This is a genomic window from Bartonella sp. AA97HXZ (assembly GCF_042196985.1).
GTDB lineage: Bacteria > Pseudomonadota > Alphaproteobacteria > Rhizobiales > Rhizobiaceae > Bartonella.
This window is the reverse complement of the sequence record NZ_JBHIRC010000001.1, coordinates 192,262-215,187: the sequence shown is the minus strand read 5'-3', so window position 1 is coordinate 215,187 and position 22,926 is coordinate 192,262. Positions and strand designations below refer to the sequence as shown.

Genomic DNA, 22,926 nt, shown 5'->3' with positions numbered 1-22,926 from the left:
CTCTGATGCTGCATTAAAAACTTTAAAAAACTAATCATACATTTAAAGATAACTAAAAAATAACCATATCGTTAGAAACTATAGCGTACACCTAAAACACCCTGAAGGGACTGTTTTGTTTTACGCCCTTTAATATAATGTGCCTCACCATATAACTTTAACTTCTCACTCACTAAACTGCTTAAACCTATTCCTAATTTACCTGCATTCCCCGATAAGTCAGTGGTAAATGGATGGCGTTGATTAATTAACGTTTGATTGTCATCTTTATTCTCACGCAACCATGCTGCTGTAATATACGCAAGCGATGAGGAATCCATGTGTGAACCAAATTCATACCCTAAAGATAAGCCAACCTCACTGCGTAATGAAGTGAATGGACGCATGTCACCTGTCATATCATTCGATAACTTGATTTCTTTACCCTCAACTTGTAACCATGTAAATTGTCCATAAGGCTGTAACCAACTGTTCTTTGACGTCTTAAGTCGATAACCAGCTTCAAAGGAAGTTCCCAATGCCCTTTGAGTATATGTTCCTTCAATCTCTAAACCATTCGTTGAAACGGCTTTTAGAGTATTTTGATAATGATTGTATTTTAAAATACCATCGAGATACCATCCACTATGATCAAAATAAGTGACATAAGCACCAATACCATAAGTATTGATTCCACTGTTACCCCCCCGTGCATGCGCAACACGGGCGCGATCATAACTGCCAAAACCACCTATATAAAACTCTCCATTTTCCCACTCGCTTAAACCATTGATCCCCAAAACGATACCGGTCTGATCCAGTTTAAAATCTATATGCTCTGTAGCAACACTCTCTTTAGATTTAATCGCATAGGTCCATAAAGCCGTATTCTTTTTACTTTTATCTAGAATTCCTCTTCCCACACGTACGGTTTGCATTTCATTGTGAAAAACCATCGCTGGCGCCACAGACATAGACAATACCGCATCTGTAGAGGGAGTGGTCAAAAAGTGAGAAACTGAAAGTTTCTCACTCAATTGTGGAAAAGGTTGTTCTTTATGAACTGGACGTAAAATCATTTGATCGGCTAAAAATTGAGAAGAGGTTGAAACAGCAGTTTGTTGTTTTTCATCAGAAAGAGGATGAAGACTTCCTGAACCTAAGACTTCAATAACGTGACTTCCAAGAGAGGAAACAGTTGGAGATACAAAAGCTGGAGATCTTTGATTCAAGTTTTGGCGGTTTTTTCTTCGACGTGGCAATTTAATAACACGCGCTTGTGGTGCTGCAATAGTTGAAAGAGAAGAAACTGATTGATTTTGATTTAAATGCCGCATAGATCTGCTTCTACTACGTGGTAAACTGTTGAGAAATGAAACATTATCAATAAATACTGCAGATAAATACCAAACTTTTTCACCCCCATCCTCATCAATTCTCTGTTTTAAACCATACGTATAGGTTCCGCCATCAATAGTTTTAACATTTGCACCAGAAAAGCTTCTCAGGGTAAAATGTGCGCCACCACTTTGATCAAAAATTAAATCAAGTCCTGCTGAAGAAGGATCAACAATTTCAATACCAGAATCTACGACACTTATTGTATGAAAACCACTCCCATTCTCAATAAAGAGGTAATCACCTTTTTCTTCTGCAAGGCTAACATTAAAGTTAAAATGTAGACTCCCTGCTAGATTATCAATGTAAAGCTGAGAGTAATATAAATCATCTTCAAAAGAGGTAAAAATGACTTTTCCTACACCGCTTAACTGCTGAATGCGTGTACTTTTGTCGTCAAACCCACGAGCAACGGAGTATAATTGAGCGTCTTCTCCATTTAATTCAATGTTTTCTACTATAGTTTGTTGACCATCGTCTCCAGCATCAAGATGGAGCCCACCAAAATCCTGAACTTTTATTTCTCCTCCTAATATTGCACCAGGAGAAATCCATGAATTAGCATTACCTTCAATCGTTAGATTCTTTACAATTCCACCTGCATAGACTTCTTGAACACCACCAGTGCGTAAAATGACTGTATTTGCTTCACCTCCTGCTAAAACACGCTGCACACCCTCTGAAAAGATTTCAGCATTTACAGCTAAACCGCCGGCTTTTTCTGCAAAGTTATCATCATTAGGAAACCACTTAGCAAGAGTTTGTACTCCTCCACTCATCACTTTTGTTTCCACAGCCATCCCATCATCATATACATTCTGCTGTCCCGGCGTATCACCTTGACCATAAAGTGTCGTGTTATAAGCACTGCTCCCCACAATTCCACCATTTACATAACCATTTCCGAAAACAAGCTGCTCCCCACCATAAATTTCAGCTCTCAATGCAGAGCCTCCCCCCTCCACTTTTTGTTTTCCACCCTCGTAAATAATCGTAGATTCTGAGACCCCCTGTTCCCCTACAATCTCAGTACCACCATTTTCAATGGTTGTATTTTTACTGAAACCACCAGCTTCAACATAAAGTCTTCCTGATCCCTGAATTGTATTATTAATAGACTTCTTAAGAACACCTTGCTCTCCATCATCAGAGACATAAACTACGTTACCATCACCGAGCAAAGAGCTTTGTAGAATTCCTCCTCCTTCCCCAATGCTGTAATGAATTACATCAGAGATACTAAAATCTTTTGCCGATGTCATATTTTCTTCTTTTTCAGGAAGGTTATCTATAGGCGACTCCACATGAGGTGAAGGAATTACAGGAGCAGAAGTTATTTGTGATATAGCCAAAGACCAAGTCTTTCCCCCATTATCATCTTTTGTCTTTAAGCCATACATGTAGGCTCCACCATCAATCGTACTCGTCTCTTCACCAGAAAAATCTGTCAGAGTAAAATGCGCATTTCCGCTTTGAACATGAATTAAATCAAGCTCCAAAACTAAATTCTGATCTTGTAGAGGAGAATTGGTAATTTCAACACCAGAATCGATAACACTTATGGTGTGATTACCTGATCCTTGTTTTATCAGAAGATAATCACCGCGCTGTTCTGCAAAATTAGTATGCAACCTAAAATGTAAACTCCCTGAAAGATCATTGATCTCAAGTTTAGAGTAATGTGGATTAAACACGGTAGAAGTAAAAATAACACGACCATTCCCACTCAGATTCTCAATCAAAGAACTTTCACCATCTATATTAGAGGCAATCGCGTACAATTTTGTATCTCTGCCATTTAAGACAATTTTTTCTACTTCAGTACGAGATTGCTCTGCACCGGCATAAAGATAAATCCGTCCAGAATCATGAATCATAGTGCTTCCTTCTAATGTTGAACCAAAATGTAACCACGATTGTGCTTGATCCTTAACGGTTAAATCTTTTACATAACCTCCTAAATCTATTGCCTGAAAAGCAGTCCCTTCTAAAAGAACGCCAATCGCGATTCCTCCCGCTAAAACATGTTGCTGTCCACCAGAAAAGACCTTCGTATCAAAGGCAAAACTGCTATACTCGTCTAGATCCTCTTCTCCATAAAGATTTTGTATCCCTCCTTCCATGATCTGTGTGTTAAAAACCTCTCCATCATCATACACATTCTGATATCCTCGCACTCCATTCTCACCAGAAACGATAGTGTCATAGGCGCTGCTCCTCACCATCGCACCTTTAATATCAGACTTTCCTGAAACAAATTGCTCACCTCCGTAAATTTTAGCCCCTTCAGCTTTTCCCCCCTCTTTAACCTTTTGTTGCCCACCTTTATGAACAATAGTATCCTGTGAAAGACCCTGTGTTTTAATAAGCTCAGTGCCACCTCTTTGAATTGTCGTATACAAGCTAAAACCACCGCTATAAACGGAAAGCTTTCCACCATCTTTAACTGTAATACTAATTGAAGTTTCTCCATTGCTATCAACTTCCTTGCTACTCGTGTCAAAGCTAGGATCTGCAATAGAAACAGTTGTTCCTTGATCAATTGTGAGTTCTGTAAGTAAATCACTTGATGAACCAGTATATGGTTTCAATACACTATCAAAAACTTGAGAAGTTGTCTCATCAATGGTGTGGTTTGCATCTAAGTACCAAATTTTACCAGTACCCTTATTGTTTCTATGTTGCAAACTGTACCGATAGGTTCCGGCATCAACAGTTCCGATTTTTTCACCAAAAGTGTTTGTCAGAGTAAAATGGGCATTTCCGCTGCGATCAGTAATTAATTTAAGCTTTTTGTAAGAAGAATTTGTAATTTCACGCCCAGAATCAGCCACACTTATTGTGTGAGAACCAGAGCCCCTTTTTTTAATCACAAGATAATCACTAAGCTGCTTGGCAAAATTGATATTAAAATCGAAATGTAAAGAACCTGAAAGATCATCAATATTAAGCTGAGAATAATGCTTATCAGCCCCAGAAGATGTAAAAATAACTCTGCCATTTCCTTTTAAATTCTTAACATTAATCTCAGGTTTTTTGCCGTTATCTTCAGACGCAATAATGTATAGTTTGGTATCTTCTCCATTTAAATTAAGATTTTCTACTTCCGTAACAGCTTCACCATTTCCAGCATAGAGATAGAGGTTGCCAAAATCATTAACATTTGTATTTTCACCTAATATCGCACCAGCAAAACCCCGTGACCTTGCTTGATGATTAATAGTTAGATTATCCGCATATCCAGAATCATATATATTCTGAATAGCTCTATCGTATAAAGTAACTTCACTCGCATTCCCTCCTGCAAAGATATTCTGCATACCATTTTTAAAAAGTTCAGTACTCAGTGCAAAAGCCCCCTCATTAATTGTAAAATCTTCATCTTCTATATCGGCTGTATCAGCATCTTCTGATAAACCGTTATGAAAATTCTCTTTACCATCAAGATTCTGGATACCTCCTTTCATAACCTTTGTGTCAACAGCCATCCCCCCACTATAAACACTTTGTATTCCTGGCATTCCATCTGCAGCATGAATTTCAGTGCCATAAGCACTACTTTCCTTATCTTTTCGCGACAAACTAGATCCAAGGCTTCCCTTACCAAAAATAATCTGCTCGCCACCATGGATTTGAGCCCCTTCTGCATTTGCACCACTCTCAACAATTTGTTTACCACCTTTTTTAACAGTAGCATATTCTGAAATGCTCAAGTTTTGGACAAACTCAATCCCACCATGCTCAATTGTCGTATCCCTGCTAACACTTGCTGCATCAATGTAGAGTTTTCCCCCTTCTCTAACCGTATTATTAATGGAATAAGCTGCATCTTTATAGTTAAAGCTATTTATTTCAGAACCTTCAGAGTCACGGTTAGTAATATAGATCGCAGCACCATCGCTTATTATTGAATTTGTGAGTACTTCAAAGAATAGGTTTTCTAATCTCTTCCTTTCCTCTTCTGAAAGATCACTTCCTTCTGCTGTCTGTTTATTCTCTATCTTTTTTGATCCCCCCTTTTTTTCTTTTAGTCCCCTCACTTCTGATAACAACTTTCTTGTCTCTTCTAGGTGTTCACTGATACTTACTGGTGTTAATAACTTTTCTCTTGGTGTAGCTACTCCATATGCACTCGCAATCTTGACAAAAAAACCACTGACCATTAACGCACAAAAATTTAATTTCAATTTGCGTTGCATTATTTACACTCCATAATTTTAAATTTAAATTCTCCCATTTAGAAAAAAGTGCATAGACCAAAACAACACAACGTAATTGCTCAACCTCATGTCTTTTAAGATAGCAAAGCATTCGATGGATTAAGCTTTGACAGATCAAATATACACCATGTGTTTTAAAATGCATGCACAACTAAAAGATTTAATTTTTTAGATACACTTTAAAAGTGTTATAATTGCATCCATGAAAAATATTTTTAATATTTTGAGACACTAAACACTGATCTACGAATAAGATTGATCCCTTAATAGATAAAAATGGCATTAAACTTTAAAGGACACAGCAATGTGAATGAGAGCTGCGTTTATAGCCATCTATTGCCATCTTCTACAGCATTTAAAGCAGTGTCTTTATCTTATTCAATTTGGATAATATATAGAGCACTTATTCATACTCATCAGCCCATAATCATTGTTCTAATATATAACGAAGTGTCATAATATTGACTCGACACTGATTTGAAATTTCTATAGTTATAGTCAGTTAACTCGTCATTTGATTTGTCATATACTGAAAGGGACATTCTATTCATGTCTATAAACTCAGAAATGAAAGCTACAAGCAACAGAAACTCCCCTCGTCGGATTTTATTTGCAAGCCTTATTGGCCCAACAATTGAATTCTTTGATTTTTATGTCTTTGGCACTGCCGCAGCTCTTATATTTCCTCATGTGTTTTTTCCAACACAAAATGATCAAATTGCCATTTTACAATCTTTCCTAATATTTGGAGCAGCCTTTTTTGCCCGCCCTTTTGGATCAGTTGTTTTTGGACATTTTGGAGATAAAATTGGAAGAAAAGCAACACTTATCGCTTCTCTTCTCACAATGGGTCTTTCAACAGTCATTATTGGTTTTCTTCCTACTTATGAAATAGCTGGGTGGTTTGCCCCTTTCCTCTTAACCTTGTGCCGTATTGGACAGGGAATTGGATTAGGAGGAGAATGGGGAGGAGCTGTTTTGCTCGCTACAGAAAATGCCCCTCCAGAAAAGCGCGGCTGGTATGCAATGTTCCCCCAATTAGGCGTTTCAATAGGTTTGTTTTTATCTATTGCTGTTTATTTGGGTCTGCTGCATTTCCTTGATCGTGAAGAACTTTTAGCCTGGGGATGGCGTATTCCTTTTATTGCTTCAGTTGTTTTTATGATTATAGGATTATGGGTCCGTCTTTCAATCAATGAAACTGTTCAATTCAAAAAAACTCTTGAAAGTAAAAAACATGTCAAAGTTCCTATCATAGATGTCTTTTTAAAATGTCCACGAATCCTATTTCTTGGAATATTTTCTGGTATGGCAACTTTTGTTTTGTTTTACTTGGTTACTACATATTTGCTAAGCTATTCAACAAACCATTTGCAATTGCCATTTCATCAAGCTCTTCAAATCGAAATTGTCGGTGCTATTTTTTGTGGGATTTTTACTGTCATCACGGGAAGACTCGCTGACCGTATTAGACGTAGAACTTTGATGATTTGGATTACAATCATCACAGGTATTTATTCTTTCGCAATTCCTTATTTCTTAAATTCTGGAGTTATAGGAGTCCTTGCAATGTCTGTTATCGGTTTGTCTCTCATGGGAATGATATACAGTCCTCTTGGTGCTGTTTTGGCTTCACCATACCCAACAGCAATTCGATATACCGGTTCTTCTATTACTTTCAATTTATCTGCTATTATAGGAGCATCTCTCGCGCCTTATATTGCAGAATATCTGGTGCAACATTTCGATACATCTTATATCGGTTATTATTTGCTTCTTGCTTCTTTTATTTCACTGATTTGCTTCGTCGGATTTACAGATGATGAAATATCCAACTAAAATATAATAATGAAGAATAAAATAAGGACTGGCGGCAAAAATGCTGCCAGTTTCGTTTTTAAAGACAGGGGTTGAGGTATTTTCCACCACAATATTCCTGCAAACAAAGCACTCAAAAAGAAAAATAAAAAATCTGCAATATTGCTTATATAAGAAACAGCAAACATTTCTGATAAGATATGCGTTGTCCCCAACCATGAAACGCAAAAGAAGGCCAACATCACAGCCCATAAAACAAGCAAAATTCGATCAATAATTATCATTATGGCGTTTCGTTTTTTTAATTATAGTCCATATATTTAACATGCCTAAAAGAAAAATCACAATAAAAACCCAACGCCCTCCCCCTGAGCCTTCCGTAATAAAAAGTGCAGGATTTACTATTCCCAGTAATCCTATAAAAATCAGAACAATAGATACAAGACGCATTAAACCTGTTTTTCCCAGCGACGATCTTCAGTCTGTTGCCAATACGTTAAATTATGATTTTCCATTTTATATTTTTTCCACTGTGCACGAACGAGATTCAACTGCTCTTCACTTCTACCATCAAATATCACGACAAGCCGTTGATAAGCATCAATATCCGAACAAACAGCTCCCTCTATGAGAAAACGAATCTTTGAATCATTCGGATTTTCTTGTCCTGTCGTAAGAAATACAGGCTGAACGTTTGGATATTGATCACACTCCGTTCCATGTCCAATAAATGATTCATCAGTATAAACCCATAAATGTATATCTATAGAATCGCGTTGTTCTTTACTCACACACTGTATTGTTACTTTACCAAAACGAGCCAATGCACGCTCCACAAGCGTCGGCAAAATATCCTTCAGCGTTGACTGCGTCAAATGATAGAATAAAATATCCAATCTCTTAAGCCTTCATCATTCTTTATAAAAAAGCTAACATCTTTTTAAAAAAACTTCTATATCCCTAATACAAAGGAAACGGTTCAAGATATAAACCCTCTTTTTTGATTGAGATGCATTATCTTTTTGCACGTGTCTTTAAAAGACAAAAATTTTTATCTTCAACGTTAATAAAAAAGTTTTTTAAGTTATTTTCTAGATTCTTCTAGATTCTTTGTAGACTATAGTTGAAAATAAAATATAATGTACGGAAAATTTAAAGAGGACCTCATAGGCAATTTTATATTATTTATTTGGTAAAAATATCCAATTCATGAAAGGATATTTTTTCAAACTTTATTACATTTTAACCGAAAGCAGTAAGAATATTTGCTATCGAATTAAAAACTGAGGATTTTCCCCAATTTATGCGTATTATTGAGTTCTACATCCTGAAACGTGTCCTTGTTTTGTTTAGTTCTGTCATGATTGCAGCAGTGGGCGTTAGTTGGACTATACAAATTCTTGCACGGATAAACTTTCTCACAACAAGTAAACAAACACTCCTCACAGTCTTACAATTTTCACTCTCATTGGTTCCTTCTGTTATTTTTGTTGTCATTCCGTTTGCATTAGTCATCGCAATTACAACCATCCTCTCAGCAATGCATCAAGACTCAGAACTTGCTGTCATCAATGCCTCTGGTTTTCCTAAAAGTACTGTTTGGAAACCTATCCTTCTTCTTGCTATTGTTGCATCCTGTATCTCCTTTTCTATAGCTAATTTTGTTGTTCCTCAAGCGCGTCTTCATATGCGACAAATGCTAGCAAGCGCTCATTTTGATCTTATTAATCTATTCATTAGTGAAGGGAGCTTCCAAAAACTCGCCAATAACCTTTACATAGAAATTGGCGAACGAAATCCAAATGGAACACTTGAACGCCTTTTCATTGCCGACCAGCGTGATCCTAAGACTGATCTTTTTTATTATGCAACAGACGCATCCATTGTGAGCAATAAAAACGGCAGTTTTCTGGTTCTCAATAACGGTGAAATAGAAAGAGTCAATCATCAAAATAACAGTGTTTCAATCGTGCAATTTAGCTCATATACTTTTAGCCTAGGAGAGTTTATCCCCAGTGATAAAACACCTACTCTTTATCCAAAAGATCGGTCTCTTTCTTATTTACAAAACCCTGACCCAAAAGATCCCTACTATCAACGAAAACCACTCCAATATAAAGCTGAATTTCACCGCAGATTAACACAATGGCTCTACCCTATTGTTTTTTCACTTATTGCATTAGCAGCGGCAGGGGATGTACGCTCCCATCGACAAGCTCGTCATTCCGCAAATCTCTCGGCAATTGCCCTTTCTTTTCTGGTGTATTGGATAGGATATTTTTTCGCAGAAAAGGCAAAAAGCGATCTTGCATACGTTCCTCTCCTTTATATTATACCTATAGGAACAAGTGCATTTGTCTTTTTTATGCTTTTAACGAATCATAAAATTGGGCTTCCCACAAAAGTTAATGAGATACTTCAAATCGCTTTTCAAAAAATAATGAACAAATTTGAACATCGAAAATCTCAAGATTCCTCGGATGAAATATCATGATTGGGTGGATACTTGGACGATATTTTTTTATACGGTATCTTAAAATAACTTGTTATTTCTGGGGAAGCATTTTTGTTCTTGCTCTTTTAATCGATTTCACAGAGAATTCTGGTAGGCTATCTTCCCTTCCGCATTATACAGCAAAAGATGCATTTTTCCTCTCTGCTTTACGCATCCCTTTTATCATGCAACAACTTATCCCTTTCATTGCACTCTTTTCTGCAATGGCAACGCTTATCTCGCTCAACAAAAAACTTGAACTTGTAGTAACTCGTTCAATCGGTGTTTCTGCATGGCAATTTCTTATGCCAGCTTGTTTTGGAGCTTTTCTTTTGGGATTATTTTCAATTCTTCTCATTAATCCACTTGCTGCATGGGGATTTTCTCAAGCAGAAAAAAAGATGACTGAATGGCGCAATCACAATGTACTAACACCTCTTCACAATACAAGTATCCACTGGTTAACACAACGTACAAATTTAGGCAGAACAACCATTGGTGCCAAATCTATCACCGATCAAGGACTTTCTCTTCTCGATGCAACCTTTGTACAATACAATGACAATGCAACCGTTAAAAATTGGATTAACGCCCCAAAAGCAACCTTGACTAATGGATTTTGGCTATTAACAAATGGAACAATCTATAAAATAGGGCATCCTCCTGAAAAATTTACCGTGTTGCAAATAAAAACCAATCTAAAACCTGAATTTTTAACGGAACGTTTAGTGAATCCCGCAACTATTCCATTTTACCAATTGCCAAAAAAAATTATGATTGCACGTTCATTTGGCTATTCTGCTCATAATTTTGATATGTATTTCCAATCTTTGATTGCATTACCGGCATTGCTTGTGGCAATGACCCTCATTGCAGCAACTGTATCTTTAAATTTTACACGTTTTGGGCAATCTAGAATGTTGATTCTTGGTGGCGTAATAGCTGGGTTTATGCTTTATGTTATTTCCGTACTTGTTCAAGCTTTCGGTAATGCTGGATATATTCCACCAATTATTGCAGCTTGGACACCCGTTGTTATTGCGTTATTCTTAGGAATCTCTTTTTTACTTCATAAAGAGGATGGCTAAGTGAAAGCATTAACACTTAAAAAAACTATTTTAACAAAATTAAGTGCTCTCGCTTTTAAAAGTGTTGTGGGGGTTATTTTAGGAAGTGCTTTGTCTTATTGTGCGCACGCTCAAAGCCTTCAATCTCCTTCTCAAAGTCGCATTCAAAATCTGGAACCTCCTCTTTTGCTCTCTGCGGATGAACTCATCTACAATCGTGATGAAAACACTGTTTCTGCACACGGTAATGTCCAAATCAAATATGATGGCAATAAAGTTGTCGCTCAAAAAATTATTTACAATCAAAAAACAGGACGGCTTATAGCACAAGGGAACGTTGAAATTACTCAAAAGGATGGTAATAAAATTTATTCCAACCAAATTGATATGACCAAAGATCTTGGCGAGGGTTTTGTAAACGCCCTACGTATTGATACAGCCAACAATGTTCACTTTTCAGCCCAAAATGCTACACGCAAACACAATCACATAACAGTCTTTGAAAATGCAACCTATACAGCCTGTGAACCTTGCTCTTATAAACCAGATAGAGACGTCCTATGGAAAATTAAAGCAAGAAAGATCATATGGAATAATAGCGTCAAAAAAATTCGGTTTGAAAATAGCAGTTTTGAAGTTTTTGGTGTACCGATTATAAAATTTCCAAATTTTGAGATCTATGATCCAACTGTCAGGCGTGCTAGCGGTCTGCTTACTCCTCATTTTTTTTATACTGATTATCTCGGTATGGGGATAAAGAATTCTTATTTCTGGAATCTCGCCCCCCATTATGATTTTACCCTTTCTTCTACGGTTTATACCCAACAAGGGCTTTTAACCGAAGGGGAATGGCGTCAGCGTTTAAAAACGGGCCGTTATAACATTCGCTTTGCTCATATATATCAAATGAAACCGCATAGATTTGATAATGATACGATTGATTCCCAACATAAAAACCGTTATATGCTGGCGACAAAGGGGGATTTTCGTATTAATTCACACTGGACTTATGGATGGGATATTCTTGCACAATCAGATCGGCATTTTAGTCGTGCCTATAAACTTGAAAACTATAACAATCCTACACAACTTTCTCAGATCTATCTGAATGGTCTTGCAGGAAAAAATTATTTTGATATGCGTTTTTATCATTTTAAAGTTCAAGATTCAATATTGAATGATCCTCATTATGAACGTCACTCTCGGCAAGCGTGGGTCTTACCACGCATCGATTATTTTTTCACACCAGATGAACCCATTTATAATGGAGAGCTTACCTTCCATAGTAATATGCAATCAGTTTATCGTCGCCATGCTGACTTCAGTTCACCCGACCAGAACGGAAACCCTCTCAACACAGTAAAACTTTCTGGTATGGCTGGAAATAGTTTGCGTTTAACAAACGAGCTTCAGTGGAAAAAGCGCTTCAACACGCACAACGGACTCATCTTAACCCCTCTTCTCTCTCTACGAGCTGATATCATTACAACCAATGCAAGCGAAAATCACACAGATTCTATAGAAAACAATGCCTTATCCGCAATTCATGGTTCAGCAATTCGTGGCATGGCAACAGCAGGATTGGAACTACGCTATCCCTTCCTCATTACAGCTGATCATTCTACACATATTATAGAACCAACTGCACAAATTTTTATACGCAATAATGAACAATATATTGGACAAATTCCTAATGAAGATGCTCAAAGCTTTGTCTTTGATGCAACCACTCTCTTTCAACGAGACAAATTTTCTGGTTATGATCGTGTAGAAGGTGGTACAAGAGCCAATATAGGTATACGATATTCTGGAAGCCTTAATGATAATTGGTCTCTTTATGGTCTCATTGGACAATCCTTCCATCTAGCAGGAAAGAATTCTTTTGCAGACAAGGACTTTATCAATGTCGGTACTCATTCTAGCTTAGAGGCAAAACGTTCAGACTATGTTGCAATGTTTGGTACAACCCATAAAAGTGGTTTTTCCTTAGAAACGCGTGGACGCTTTGACAAAAAAACAGGAAAAATCCGCCGTAGTGAAATCGAAGCATCACAAAAATGGCAAAATTTTTGGGCGGCTCTACAATATGCCTATATCGCAAAGCAACCAGACTATGAATATTCTCAAGAGCGCCAAGAAATTTCTTTTCAAACAGGACTTAAATTAGCAGATTATTGGTCCATTAATAGCAACGCCGGTTATGATTTAGTATCTGGTACATTTATAAAGCGAGGAATTAGCTTGAGTTATATGGATGAATGTTTCGGGTTAACATTCGGTTATCAACAGGTAACGAATCCAGGCAGGAAAGCACCCTTGCAAAACTTTAATTTCTCTCTTTCATTGCGTACGATTGCAGATATCGGAAAAAAGATAGATTAATTTATAAAGGGAATGTATCAGTCATTTAACTTATCATTGTTTTTATGAAAGAAAGCGTGTATTTTAAGTTGTTGATGAGAATTAATAAACAATGCGAAAGCCTATTTACATGAATAAATTGAAAAAGCGTTTTCTTGCTTTATTTTATATTGCATCTTTGAGCGTAAGTAGCCTGCTAATAAATGGATTTTTGATTCCGACAGTCTTTGCGCAGACTTCTATTGTTGTTACAGTTAATGGCAACCCGATCACAAATTATGATATACAAAGACGCCTTGCTTTTCTCAGGCTACAACAAAAGCAAGGCAATTTGGTGGCACAGGCTAAAAAAGAGCTTATTGATGAAAAGCTAAAAAATATTGAAATAAAACGTCGTAATATTGAAGTAAGCAATGATGAAGTTGATAGAGCTTTTGAGAATTTTGCGACACAAAATAATATGACGATTGATCAGCTCAACCAGATTCTGATCCAAACTGAGATCACAGTGCAACACTTTAAAGATTACATCCGTGGACAAATAGGATGGGGGCGTCTTGTTAGCGCACGCTATCAAGCTGAAACAGGTATGATTAGCGAACAAGAAGCTGTACGCAGAATATTAAAAAATGGTGGTGTAAAACCTTCAACCAACGAATATACATTACAGCGAATTGTTTTTGTCATTCCTGCACATCGTCGTTCAGAGATCTTTGAAAGACGTCAAAGAGAAGCAAGTAATTTTCGCGCACATTTCCGTGGATGTGCCAATGCTCACAATCAAGCAAGAGGTATTTTAGACGTTACTATCCGCCACTTAGGAAAGTTTCTGGAGCCACAACTTCCTAATGCATGGGAACAAGCTATTCTTGAAACGCCTGCTGGAAAAATGACAAAATTACAAGAAACATCTGATGGAATCGAAGCAATTGCTGTCTGCAAAATAAAAAGAGTTTCTGATGATTATGTCGCTCGACTGATATTTTCTCTTCAAGATAGTAAAAAAAGAAGCCCGCAAAAACTTGAAGAATTAAGCGACAAATATTTAGGAGAACTGCGCCGAGTGGCACGCATTCAAAATTCATAATGGCTGCTCTTATTGTTAGCGGTGGTGATCCTGCCGGAATTGGTCCTGAAATAGTACTAAAAGCGTGGAATTTGCGTGTTACGCGCCAAATTCCACCTTTTGTACTTCTTGCTGATCCAGATGTTATTCGTTCGCGCGCTCGTTTTTTACAGATTGATGTTGAGGTGCAATCTGTTTTAATCAATAATCCTGCAAAAAATTTTCAAAAAGCTCTTCCTATCATACCGTTAAAAAACAAACAAAGTGATCAATTAGGTATACCTTCATCGAAAAATACAGCTGGAATTATTGAAGCAATTAAACGCTGTGTTCAATTGATTCAAAATGGCCATGCATGTGCACTTATCACTTGTCCTATTGCAAAAAAGAGTCTTTATGATGCCGGTTTTCGATTTCCAGGTCATACAGAATTTTTAGCCGATTTAGCCCATAAAGCTTTTCATAAATGTTATCATCCAGTTATGATGTTAGCAGGACCTCGATTAAAAACAGTACCAATAACTGTTCATATTCCATTTAAAAATGTTCCTTCACAGCTTACCCGTGATTTAATTATTCAAACGGTACTTATTACTGAATATGACTTAAAAACAAGGTTTAAAATAACGTCACCCCGACTAGCTGTTGCTGGTCTTAATCCTCATGCTGGAGAAGGAGGTGCAATGGGAAAAGAAGATATTGAAATTATCACTCCTGCTATTGAATATCTTAAAAAGAAAGGACTCAATATTGCAGGCCCGCTGCCTGCCGACACAATGTTCCATGAATGCGCAAGAAAAGCATATGACGTTGCCATTTGTATGTATCATGATCAAGCCCTTATCCCTGTTAAGACATTAGACTTTGATAGCACTGTTAATGTCACGTTAGGTCTACCTTTTATTCGCACGTCTCCAGATCACGGAACTGCTTTTGACATTGCTGATAAAGGAATAGCCTCTCCCGAAAGCTTTATTGCTGCTCTTAAACTTGCAAATCAACTTGCAAAAAATAGTTTAAACCCATGCCAATAGATAATCTCCCTCCTCTGCGTGAGGTCATTAATATATATGGATTACAAGCGCATAAATCTTTGGGGCAGAATTTTCTTTTTGATCTTAATTTAACATCTAAAATTGCTCATCAAGCAGGCAATATAGAAGGAAAACCTGTTCTAGAAATTGGTCCTGGTCCTGGAGGTCTCACACGTGCCTTGCTAGCAAAGGGTGCCATTGTAACAGCAATAGAACGCGATGAGCGCTGCATACCGGCTCTCTTAGAAATAGAAAAACACTATCCTAAAAAATTAAAAGTTATTTGTAATGATGCACTGAAGCAAGACTTCTCAAAACTCTTTGAAACAAGCCCTGTAAAACCGCGCATTATTGCAAATCTTCCCTATAATATTGGGACACAACTCTTATTAAATTGGCTTTTAACTGAACCATGGCCTCCTTTTTATGAATCAATGACATTGATGTTTCAACGTGAAGTTGCCAAACGGATTACAGCTAAACCTCAATCTACTCATTATGGACGTCTTAGTGTCCTAACTGGCTGGCGTACCACTGCTAAAATTGCTTTTGATGTCCCCCCTCAAGCCTTCATACCAATACCTAAAGTAACGTCTTCTGTTGTTCATATTATTCCGCGAACACAACCTCTTGCCTGCTCTGCACAAAAACTAAGCCTCGTCACAAAAACCGCCTTTGGACAAAGACGAAAAATGCTTCGTCAAAATCTCAAAATACTTGGAGGTGAAGAGCTATTAGAAAAAGCTGGAATTGATGGAACGCGCCGTGCTGAAACGCTCTCGATTTCTGAATTTGTAACTTTAGCGCATCTAGTGCTCTAAAAAATGCACTTTGTGTTATAAAACCTTTTTTAATCACAACATTTATCGATTTTTTCAGCAATAAGCCCATCAACAAAAGAGCCAAGATAAGAACAACGCTCACGTTTTACGGTTTCAGCTAAATAAATTGATTTAATAAAAGATAAAGACTGATCTAAATCTTCGTTAATCACAACATAATCATAAGAAAGCCAATGCTTTAACTCCGTTCGTGCATTTTCCAATCGCAAATTGATGATATCTTGACTATCTTCTGCTCGACGATGTAAACGCGAAACAAGCTCTTTCATTGATGGTGGAAGAATAAAAACAGATACAGTGTCTCCTAGCATCTTTTTTTGCAGCTGCTCGGTACCTTGATAATCGATATCAAATAACATATCTTGGCCAGCATTCAATGCGTTTTCAACAGTTTCACGTAAAGTGCCATAATAATTTCCGTGAACTTCTGCCCACTCAATAAATTCATCCCTATCACGCTTATATTCAAACTCTTCCTTTGAAATAAAGTAATAATGCAGCCCATCTACTTCACTAGGACGCCTTTTCCTTGTAGTCATACTTACGGAAAGCTCTAATTGTCCCTCTTTTAGAAGTAATCGAGAAATTGTTGATTTACCAGCACCTGAAGGCGAAGAGAGAATAAATAAAAAACCGCGGCGTTGATTTATTTTTATAGCACTCAATTTACTTTCAAAGACTGTCATTACATCACTCTACTTTGTTCATAAATGTTTCTCCAAAATTTGAATTATACATTATCTCAACCTCTCCCTTAATCAATGTGTTTTCTTAGCAATTCTCAATGTTATTTTGCTCTTTTTTGAGATAAGGTATTAGCAGTATATTCACTTTTTTCTTAAATATTTTTATCCATACGCCAACCCACTTGTGACAGACAAGAAAATGATTTTTTATCATTCTCATAAAAAATTTAAATAGAAAAATTTTACTATATTTGGGATTCTCATTTACGATGCAAAAAGATGTGTTATCACTATAAATTCAATGTTTTGCCTTTAATTCTCGCCACTTGCGAACATTCATATTATGTTCCTCTAAAGTTCGAGAAAAAACATGCCCTCCTGAACCATCAGCAACAAAATAAAGTGCATCACTGCTTGGTGGATGTGCCACCGCTTTTAAAGAATCTCGACCTGGATTTGCAATAGCCGTTGGGGGCAAACCATTAATTTTATAAGTATTATATGGTGTTTCCTTCTCAAGATCTGAACGATAAATTGCACGACCAGATGGTTTTCCTTTTCCTCCGAAGAGACCATAAATTACTGTTGGATCCGATTGAAGACGCATATGCTTTGTAAGGCGGTTATAAAATACCGCAGCAACCATTGGTCTTTCTGCTGCAATTCCCGTTTCTTTCTCAACAATTGAGGCTAATATAACAAATTCATTAATTGATTTAATGGGTAAATCAGGTGAACGCGTAGCCCATATAGCATGAATTAATTTTGTCTGTCCTTCACGCAACCTGTTTACAATCTCTTTACGCGTTGTTCCCCGAATAAAACGAACAGTATCCGTCATTAAATAACCTTCTGGAGGCAAAATTTTTGGAAGGTCTCCAATCAAAATTTCATTCGCAGCTAATCGATCGAAAACTTGCTGAACCGTTAAACCTTCAGGTACTGTAAATGTATACTCTATAGATTTTCCTTTCACAAGAATATCCATAATATCCTGCATCGAAGCATGAGCTGGAATTAAATATTCACCAGCCTTCAGATGCGTTGTTTTTTGGTGATAACCAACCCCATAAACAAAAATATCTGATGATCGAATGAAACCACGTTTTTCTAGCAATGAAGCAATTTCACGAATTCCGGTACCAGGATGGATAAGAACAATTTGTTCTTCCTCAATTTTTCCCTTTTCTTCAAAAATACTTTTTCCAATATAAAGAGGAATACTTATGGCAAAAAGAATAATCACAATCAGCATAAGAAAAAAATGACCGAGAATGACCAACGGATTACGGACGATAGATGATTTCTTTCGTTTTTTATGTATTAACATGTCATAACTATCTGCTAAATGATTCGAAGAGGAATCACTTACGTCCTTTAATGATTTCCATTTTTCACATCGGACATAACCCCTCAATAGCGATTAAGGATAATATTATAATTTCTCATTCACCTTATAATAAAGTAGAAAACTCAAAAGCAAAAATTAAATAAAAATACTTATTATCCCCTAAAACGTCGCATCACCAACGATGCATTTGTCCCACCAAATCCAAAAGAATTAGAAAGAATCGTATCAATCTTTCGTTCACGCGGTTTGTGTGGTACAAGATCGATTTTTGTTTCAATCGATGGATTGTCAAGATTAAGTGTCGCTGGGGCTATATTATCCCGTATAGCTAAAATAGAAAAAATAGCCTCAGCAGCACCGGCAGCACCAAGTAAATGCCCGATAGATGATTTCGTTGATGACATAGAAACGTGTGGTGCATAACTCCCTAAAACACGCTCAACAGCTGCTAGCTCTATGGAATCAGCCATCGTAGATGTACCATGAGCATTAATATAATCAAGTTCACTCACATTCACTTGTGCACGCTTAAGAGCAGCTATCATACTACGCTGAGCCCCTTCACCACTTTCTGAAGGCGCTGTAATGTGGTAAGCGTCACCAGATAAACCATAGCCAATAACCTCAGCATAAATACGCGCTCCTCGTTTTTTGGCATGTTCCAGCTCTTCTAAAACAACAACAGCTGCTCCTTCCCCCATCACAAAACCATCACGATCAATATCATAAGGACGTGACGCCCGTTCAGGATCATCATTGCGACAAGTAGAAAGAGCTCTACAAGCTGCAAAACCTGCAAGAGATATCCGATTTATCGGAGATTCAGTCCCCCCTGCCACCATGACATCTGCATCACCAAACATAATCAAACGTGCCGCATCACCAATTGCATGCGCCCCTGTTGAACAAGCCGTTACAACAGAATGATTAGGCCCCCGTAAACCATATTGAATAGACACATAACCAGAAGCAAGATTAATCAAACGACCTGGAATAAAAAAAGGAGAAACACGACGTGGGCCCTTATCACGAAGCGTATAACCAGCTTCAACAATACCCTCAACTCCCCCAATTCCCGAACCAATTAACACGCCTGTACAAATCTGATCTTCATCACTCTTAGGAAACCATTCGGCATCTGCAAGCGCTTGGTTAGCAGCAGCCATTGCATAAACAATAAATGCATCAACTTTACGTTGCTCTTTAGGTTCCATATACAAATCAGCATTATAAGTCCCCTCTGTTCCATCCCCTAAGGGGATACGCGCAGCAATCTGGCATGGCAAATCTGACACATCAAACTCTGTGATACGTCGGACACCACTTCTTCCTTCAAGAAGTCGTTTCCAACTATATTCAATATTACCAGCTAATGGAGATACCAATCCTAAACCAGTAACAACAACACGTCTCATAACTTCTAACCTTGAACTAAACTTCACCTCTCAAAGCTCTCTTTTCAAAAGAGCTCCGAAGAATATAGGCAAAAGCAATTCATGCCTTTGCCCTTTAGTAATCACGCAGAAGCTTTATCAATGAACTTGACTGCATCGCCAACTGTGAAAATCGTTTCAGCAGCTTCATCTGGAATTTCTACCCCAAACTCTTCTTCAAAAGCCATAACGAGTTCAACCGTATCAAGGCTATCAGCCCCTAGATCATCGATAAAGCTTGCATTTTCTACAACTTTATCAGCATTAACCCCAAGATGTTCCACGATAATTTTCTTAACGCGCTCTACTGTATCACTCATGTTGAAATCCTCGAATTTATATTTTCCTATAATTTGGTTAACTATATCGGTTCATCTAATCAAGCAATAGATGCATTACTTTAAAAGATTTTAGTAATGATTTAAAACATCCTGTGGATATCCCCTACAAAATGAACCAATCTGACATTCCGACATCAATTGATCAACGACCATATTAAAGAAATAGATGCATCTATCCATTTCAATCGTTACTATCTAAAATAATACAACTCATAAATCAATGTGGAATAAAATAAATACTCAAATCATTGCCATTCCACCATTGATATGGAGTGTTTGACCTGTCATATAGGCTGCTTCATCGCTTGCTAAATAAACAGCAGCAGCGGCTATTTCTTGCCCACTTCCCATACGCTTCACCGGAATCGCAGCCATAATGGCTTCTTTTTGCTTTTCATTAAGCTTGTCTGTCATTGCGGATTTAATAAATCCTGGAGCAATACAATTGACCGTGATGTTTCGCGAAGCAATTTCTTGTGCCAATGCTTTAGAAAAACCTATCAAGCCTGCTTTTGCAGCACAATAATTCGTTTGTCCAGGGTTTCCCACAACACCAACAACAGATGTAATGTTAATAATCCTTCCATAACGGCGGCGCATCATAGAATGTATTAATTCACGCGTCAAAAGAGAAGCAGCTGTTAGGTTAACTTCTAAAACATCATCCCAGTCTTTATCTTGCATACGCACAAAAAGACCATCCCTAGTGATTCCCGCATTGTTAACCAAAATATCGACGCCATCCATTTCTCTTTCTGCAACTTCAGCCAATTGTTTAATCGATTGGCGTTCAGAAAGATTAGCGGGAAATACAAAAACATTCTGCCCTAATTCTGCCGCCACTTCTCTAAGCTTTTCTTCGCGTGTTCCATGAAGTCCAACAATGGCTCCTTGTGCATGAAAGCAGCGTGCAATTGCCTCACCAATTCCTCCCGAAGCCCCCGTTACAAGAGCTTTACGTCCTGTTAATCTAAACATTTTTTAACTCCTTATAGATTAAACGCCGAGCATACCTAGCGCTGATTCTATTTCATCAACTGTTCCAATGGTTACCCCCTTTATATCTTTGTTAATACGACGCGTTAAACCTGTTAATACTTTTCCAGAACCAACTTCAAAAAGCGTATCAACTCCATTAGCAGCGATCCATTCTATTGTTTCACGCCATCGCACCCTCCCAGTCACTTGTTGGACAAGAAGAGTAGTAATACGCTCTGGATTGCTCTCAGGTGCAACAGAAACATTGGCAATCAAAGGAACAATAGGGGACATTTTGTTAACAGTCAAAAGTGCTTTCTTCATGGCATCAGCAGCAGGTTGCATTAAAGATGAATGAAAAGGTGCAGAAACAGGAAGAAGAAGTGCACGTTTTGCACCTTTTTTTGATGCAATCTCTACCGCTGCCTCAACTGCTTTTGCTTTACCGGAAATAACAATTTGCCCACCACCATTATCATTAGCAATCTGACATAGTCCTTCTCCAGAAACAGTTTCACAAATTTCTTCCACAATGTGCTCTTCTAAACCAATTAATGCAGCCATAGAACCTTCACCAACCGCGACAGCAGCCTGCATAGCATTGCCACGAATACGCAAAAGTCTTGCCGTATCTGTGAGAGTAAATGTACCAGCAGCACAAAGAGCCGAATATTCGCCTAAAGAATGACCAGCAACAAACCTTACCTTTTCTTCTATACGAAGCCCTAATTGTTTCATCACACGAATGACAGCCATAGATACAGCCATTAATGCCGGTTGTGCATTTGCTGTTAACGTTAAAACATCTGCAGGTCCTTCAAAAATGATCTTTGATAATTTCTCACCCAAAGCATCATCAACTTCCTCGAAAACCATCCGTGCGACAATAAATTGCTCTGCAAGCGCTTTCCCCATACCAACAAGTTGACTCCCCTGCCCTGGAAAAATAAAAGCTGCACCCATTTATCAACTCCTAAAACTGTACAATTAAATTATTTTCTTTTGACCTTATTCATCCGCACAAATCAAGATAAAGCCCTTTATTTAAAACGAATACCACACTTAAAATTATATTTTAAAGGCGGAATTTGATATAAAAACTTAGGGAAATAGGGTGCTATAAACTGAATAACACCGAAACTTATGAGACTTCCTAAAAGTGCACCTGCTAAAATATCAAAGGGATAATGTACACCCACAAAGATGCGCGCCCAACAGATTAAGCATAAAAACACTACGGCAAATTTAAAAGTAACTTTGTATCGGTAAAAATAAAAGTTAGCTGCATAAGATGCAATGGTCAAGGCATGATTACTAGGAAAAGAAGCTGTTGCACGATGTTGAATAAGCGGTGTCGTCAGCCCTACCACGAATGGGCGAGGATGAAAATAAAAAAGAGAAATGAGATAACCTATGAAAAGAGATGCACAAATACTCATGCAAATGCTTAGCACAACACACCGCTCCCTCTCCCCACCACAAAACCACAACGCACAAAGATGGAGAGGAATAATATAAATTAAAAACTTTGCACAAAAAATACTAAACAAAACTACAATCGACCAAGCTTGATGATTGCCGACAAACATTTCAAAGAGTGTAACATCAATCTGGTTTAAAAAGTCCATTTTTCCCTCCTTTGCCTTTATATTACAGTATTATCTTTTTGTAGAAGAAGGAAATATATTAAGATTTAACAAATCAATTTTTTTATGTGCATAAACTTGCTATTTTAAAAGATAACCTGTAGATATGAAATATTCGTTGCCGGCACTTTAGCTGGAGGTTGAACGGAGGGCTGTAAAATATCAGTAGGAAATACAATGTTTCCGGCCTCCCGTATCTCCGCTCTGAGATG

Annotated in this window: 17 protein-coding genes and 1 pseudogene; 7 read left to right on the top strand and 11 right to left on the bottom strand. The window is 37.5% G+C overall.

All coding sequences use genetic code 11. The annotated features are described in order from the left end of the window. Window positions 1–71 precede the first annotated feature (71 nt). Window positions 72–5,576: a BafA family autotransporter gene (bafA, locus tag ACFINE_RS00905; RefSeq protein ID WP_375620746.1), complete on the bottom strand. Its 5,505-nt coding sequence runs from the start codon at window positions 5,574–5,576 to the stop codon at window positions 72–74. 570 nt (window positions 5,577–6,146) lie between these two features. Here bafA and ACFINE_RS00900 point away from each other — a divergent pair. Then, window positions 6,147–7,436 (top strand): MFS transporter, encoded by a 1,290-nt coding sequence (locus ACFINE_RS00900; protein ID WP_375620745.1) that lies wholly within the window; start codon window positions 6,147–6,149, stop codon window positions 7,434–7,436. Here the strand turns inward: ACFINE_RS00900 and ACFINE_RS00895 are convergent. Genes ACFINE_RS00895 through ACFINE_RS00885 form a run of 3 tightly spaced genes read right to left on the bottom strand, consistent with a single transcriptional unit; the run spans window position 7,433 to window position 8,311 of the window. After that, window positions 7,433–7,699: a hypothetical protein gene (locus ACFINE_RS00895; RefSeq protein ID WP_375620744.1), complete on the bottom strand. Its 267-nt coding sequence runs from the start codon at window positions 7,697–7,699 to the stop codon at window positions 7,433–7,435. The two genes, ACFINE_RS00900 and ACFINE_RS00895, sit on opposite strands and share 4 nt — an antisense overlap. Then, window positions 7,686–7,865, bottom strand: a complete 180-nt coding sequence (locus ACFINE_RS00890) for a hypothetical protein (protein WP_375611245.1) — start codon at window positions 7,863–7,865, stop codon at window positions 7,686–7,688. The genes ACFINE_RS00895 and ACFINE_RS00890 overlap by 14 nt, the downstream gene beginning before the upstream one ends. Then, on the bottom strand, window positions 7,865–8,311 hold the full coding sequence (locus ACFINE_RS00885; protein WP_375620743.1) for a DNA polymerase III subunit chi: 447 nt from the start codon (window positions 8,309–8,311) through the stop codon (window positions 7,865–7,867). Before ACFINE_RS00885 ends, ACFINE_RS00890 begins: the two co-directional genes overlap by 1 nt. Before the next feature lie 407 nt (window positions 8,312–8,718). On the opposite strand from ACFINE_RS00885, the gene lptF reads away from it, so the two are divergent. The 6 genes from lptF (at window position 8,719) to rsmA (ending at window position 16,258) form a co-directional block, all read left to right on the top strand. Next, entirely contained in the window at window positions 8,719–9,909 is a 1,191-nt protein-coding gene (gene lptF, locus ACFINE_RS00880; RefSeq protein WP_375620742.1) for an LPS export ABC transporter permease LptF, read from the top strand. Further along, complete coding sequence (gene lptG / locus ACFINE_RS00875) at window positions 9,906–10,997, top strand: LPS export ABC transporter permease LptG (protein WP_375620741.1); 1,092 nt, start codon at window positions 9,906–9,908, stop codon at window positions 10,995–10,997. Before lptF ends, lptG begins: the two co-directional genes overlap by 4 nt. Continuing rightward, window positions 10,998–13,358, top strand: coding sequence for an LPS-assembly protein LptD (locus ACFINE_RS00870; RefSeq protein WP_375620740.1), 2,361 nt, complete (start codon window positions 10,998–11,000; stop codon window positions 13,356–13,358). It begins immediately after the preceding gene. A gap of 109 nt (window positions 13,359–13,467) precedes the next feature. Continuing rightward, window positions 13,468–14,424: a SurA N-terminal domain-containing protein gene (locus ACFINE_RS00865; RefSeq protein ID WP_375620739.1), complete on the top strand. Its 957-nt coding sequence runs from the start codon at window positions 13,468–13,470 to the stop codon at window positions 14,422–14,424. Beyond that, window positions 14,424–15,437, top strand: coding sequence for a 4-hydroxythreonine-4-phosphate dehydrogenase PdxA (pdxA, locus tag ACFINE_RS00860; RefSeq protein WP_375620738.1), 1,014 nt, complete (start codon window positions 14,424–14,426; stop codon window positions 15,435–15,437). The genes ACFINE_RS00865 and pdxA overlap by 1 nt, the downstream gene beginning before the upstream one ends. After that, window positions 15,428–16,258 carry a 16S rRNA (adenine(1518)-N(6)/adenine(1519)-N(6))-dimethyltransferase RsmA gene (gene rsmA, locus ACFINE_RS00855; RefSeq protein WP_375620737.1) on the top strand — a complete coding sequence of 277 codons (831 nt, stop codon included), beginning with the start codon at window positions 15,428–15,430 and terminating at the stop codon, window positions 16,256–16,258. The genes pdxA and rsmA overlap by 10 nt, the downstream gene beginning before the upstream one ends. 29 nt (window positions 16,259–16,287) lie before the next feature. Here rsmA and gmk read toward each other — a convergent pair whose 3' ends face one another. From gmk to ACFINE_RS00820, 7 genes and pseudogenes are all read right to left on the bottom strand, one after another. Next, on the bottom strand, window positions 16,288–16,965 hold the full coding sequence (gene gmk / locus ACFINE_RS00850) for a guanylate kinase (protein ID WP_375620736.1): 678 nt from the start codon (window positions 16,963–16,965) through the stop codon (window positions 16,288–16,290). Window positions 16,966–17,263: 298 nt separating this feature from the next. Continuing rightward, window positions 17,264–18,372, bottom strand: a pseudogene (gene mltG, locus ACFINE_RS00845) (endolytic transglycosylase MltG). A 96-nt stretch (window positions 18,373–18,468) separates the two neighbouring features. Further along, window positions 18,469–19,731, bottom strand: a complete 1,263-nt coding sequence (fabF, locus tag ACFINE_RS00840; RefSeq protein WP_375620735.1) for a beta-ketoacyl-ACP synthase II — start codon at window positions 19,729–19,731, stop codon at window positions 18,469–18,471. 101 nt (window positions 19,732–19,832) lie between these two features. Further along, a complete protein-coding gene (locus tag ACFINE_RS00835) occupies window positions 19,833–20,069 on the bottom strand; it encodes an acyl carrier protein (protein WP_004860281.1) in 237 nt (78 codons plus the stop codon). A gap of 261 nt (window positions 20,070–20,330) precedes the next feature. Beyond that, a complete protein-coding gene (fabG, locus tag ACFINE_RS00830) occupies window positions 20,331–21,068 on the bottom strand; it encodes a 3-oxoacyl-[acyl-carrier-protein] reductase (RefSeq protein WP_375620734.1) in 738 nt (245 codons plus the stop codon). A gap of 18 nt (window positions 21,069–21,086) precedes the next feature. After that, the gene (gene fabD, locus ACFINE_RS00825) at window positions 21,087–22,031 is read right to left on the bottom strand and encodes an ACP S-malonyltransferase (RefSeq protein WP_375620733.1); all 945 of its coding nucleotides are present in this window, start codon (window positions 22,029–22,031) and stop codon (window positions 21,087–21,089) included. A gap of 77 nt (window positions 22,032–22,108) precedes the next feature. Further along, the gene (locus tag ACFINE_RS00820; RefSeq protein ID WP_375620732.1) at window positions 22,109–22,696 is read right to left on the bottom strand and encodes an undecaprenyl-diphosphatase; all 588 of its coding nucleotides are present in this window, start codon (window positions 22,694–22,696) and stop codon (window positions 22,109–22,111) included. Window positions 22,697–22,926: the final 230 nt, after the last annotated feature.

What these genes read in the sequence shown, in the direction of transcription:
- ACFINE_RS00820 (WP_375620732.1), bottom strand. Translation starts at nt 22,696, where the DNA reads ATGGACTTTTTAAACCAGATTGATGTTACACTCTTTGAAATGTTTGTC.
- ACFINE_RS00895 (WP_375620744.1), bottom strand. Translation starts at nt 7,699, where the DNA reads ATGATAATTATTGATCGAATTTTGCTTGTTTTATGGGCTGTGATGTTG.
- rsmA (WP_375620737.1), top strand. Translation starts at nt 15,428, where the DNA reads ATGCCAATAGATAATCTCCCTCCTCTGCGTGAGGTCATTAATATATAT.
- pdxA (WP_375620738.1), top strand. Translation starts at nt 14,424, where the DNA reads ATGGCTGCTCTTATTGTTAGCGGTGGTGATCCTGCCGGAATTGGTCCT.
- ACFINE_RS00865 (WP_375620739.1), top strand. Translation starts at nt 13,468, where the DNA reads ATGAATAAATTGAAAAAGCGTTTTCTTGCTTTATTTTATATTGCATCT.
- lptF (WP_375620742.1), top strand. Translation starts at nt 8,719, where the DNA reads ATGCGTATTATTGAGTTCTACATCCTGAAACGTGTCCTTGTTTTGTTT.
- gmk (WP_375620736.1), bottom strand. Translation starts at nt 16,965, where the DNA reads ATGACAGTCTTTGAAAGTAAATTGAGTGCTATAAAAATAAATCAACGC.
- bafA (WP_375620746.1), bottom strand. Translation starts at nt 5,576, where the DNA reads ATGCAACGCAAATTGAAATTAAATTTTTGTGCGTTAATGGTCAGTGGT.
- ACFINE_RS00900 (WP_375620745.1), top strand. Translation starts at nt 6,147, where the DNA reads ATGTCTATAAACTCAGAAATGAAAGCTACAAGCAACAGAAACTCCCCT.
- ACFINE_RS00835 (WP_004860281.1), bottom strand. Translation starts at nt 20,069, where the DNA reads ATGAGTGATACAGTAGAGCGCGTTAAGAAAATTATCGTGGAACATCTT.
- lptG (WP_375620741.1), top strand. Translation starts at nt 9,906, where the DNA reads ATGATTGGGTGGATACTTGGACGATATTTTTTTATACGGTATCTTAAA.
- fabD (WP_375620733.1), bottom strand. Translation starts at nt 22,031, where the DNA reads ATGGGTGCAGCTTTTATTTTTCCAGGGCAGGGGAGTCAACTTGTTGGT.
- fabG (WP_375620734.1), bottom strand. Translation starts at nt 21,068, where the DNA reads ATGTTTAGATTAACAGGACGTAAAGCTCTTGTAACGGGGGCTTCGGGA.
- fabF (WP_375620735.1), bottom strand. Translation starts at nt 19,731, where the DNA reads ATGAGACGTGTTGTTGTTACTGGTTTAGGATTGGTATCTCCATTAGCT.
- ACFINE_RS00890 (WP_375611245.1), bottom strand. Translation starts at nt 7,865, where the DNA reads ATGCGTCTTGTATCTATTGTTCTGATTTTTATAGGATTACTGGGAATA.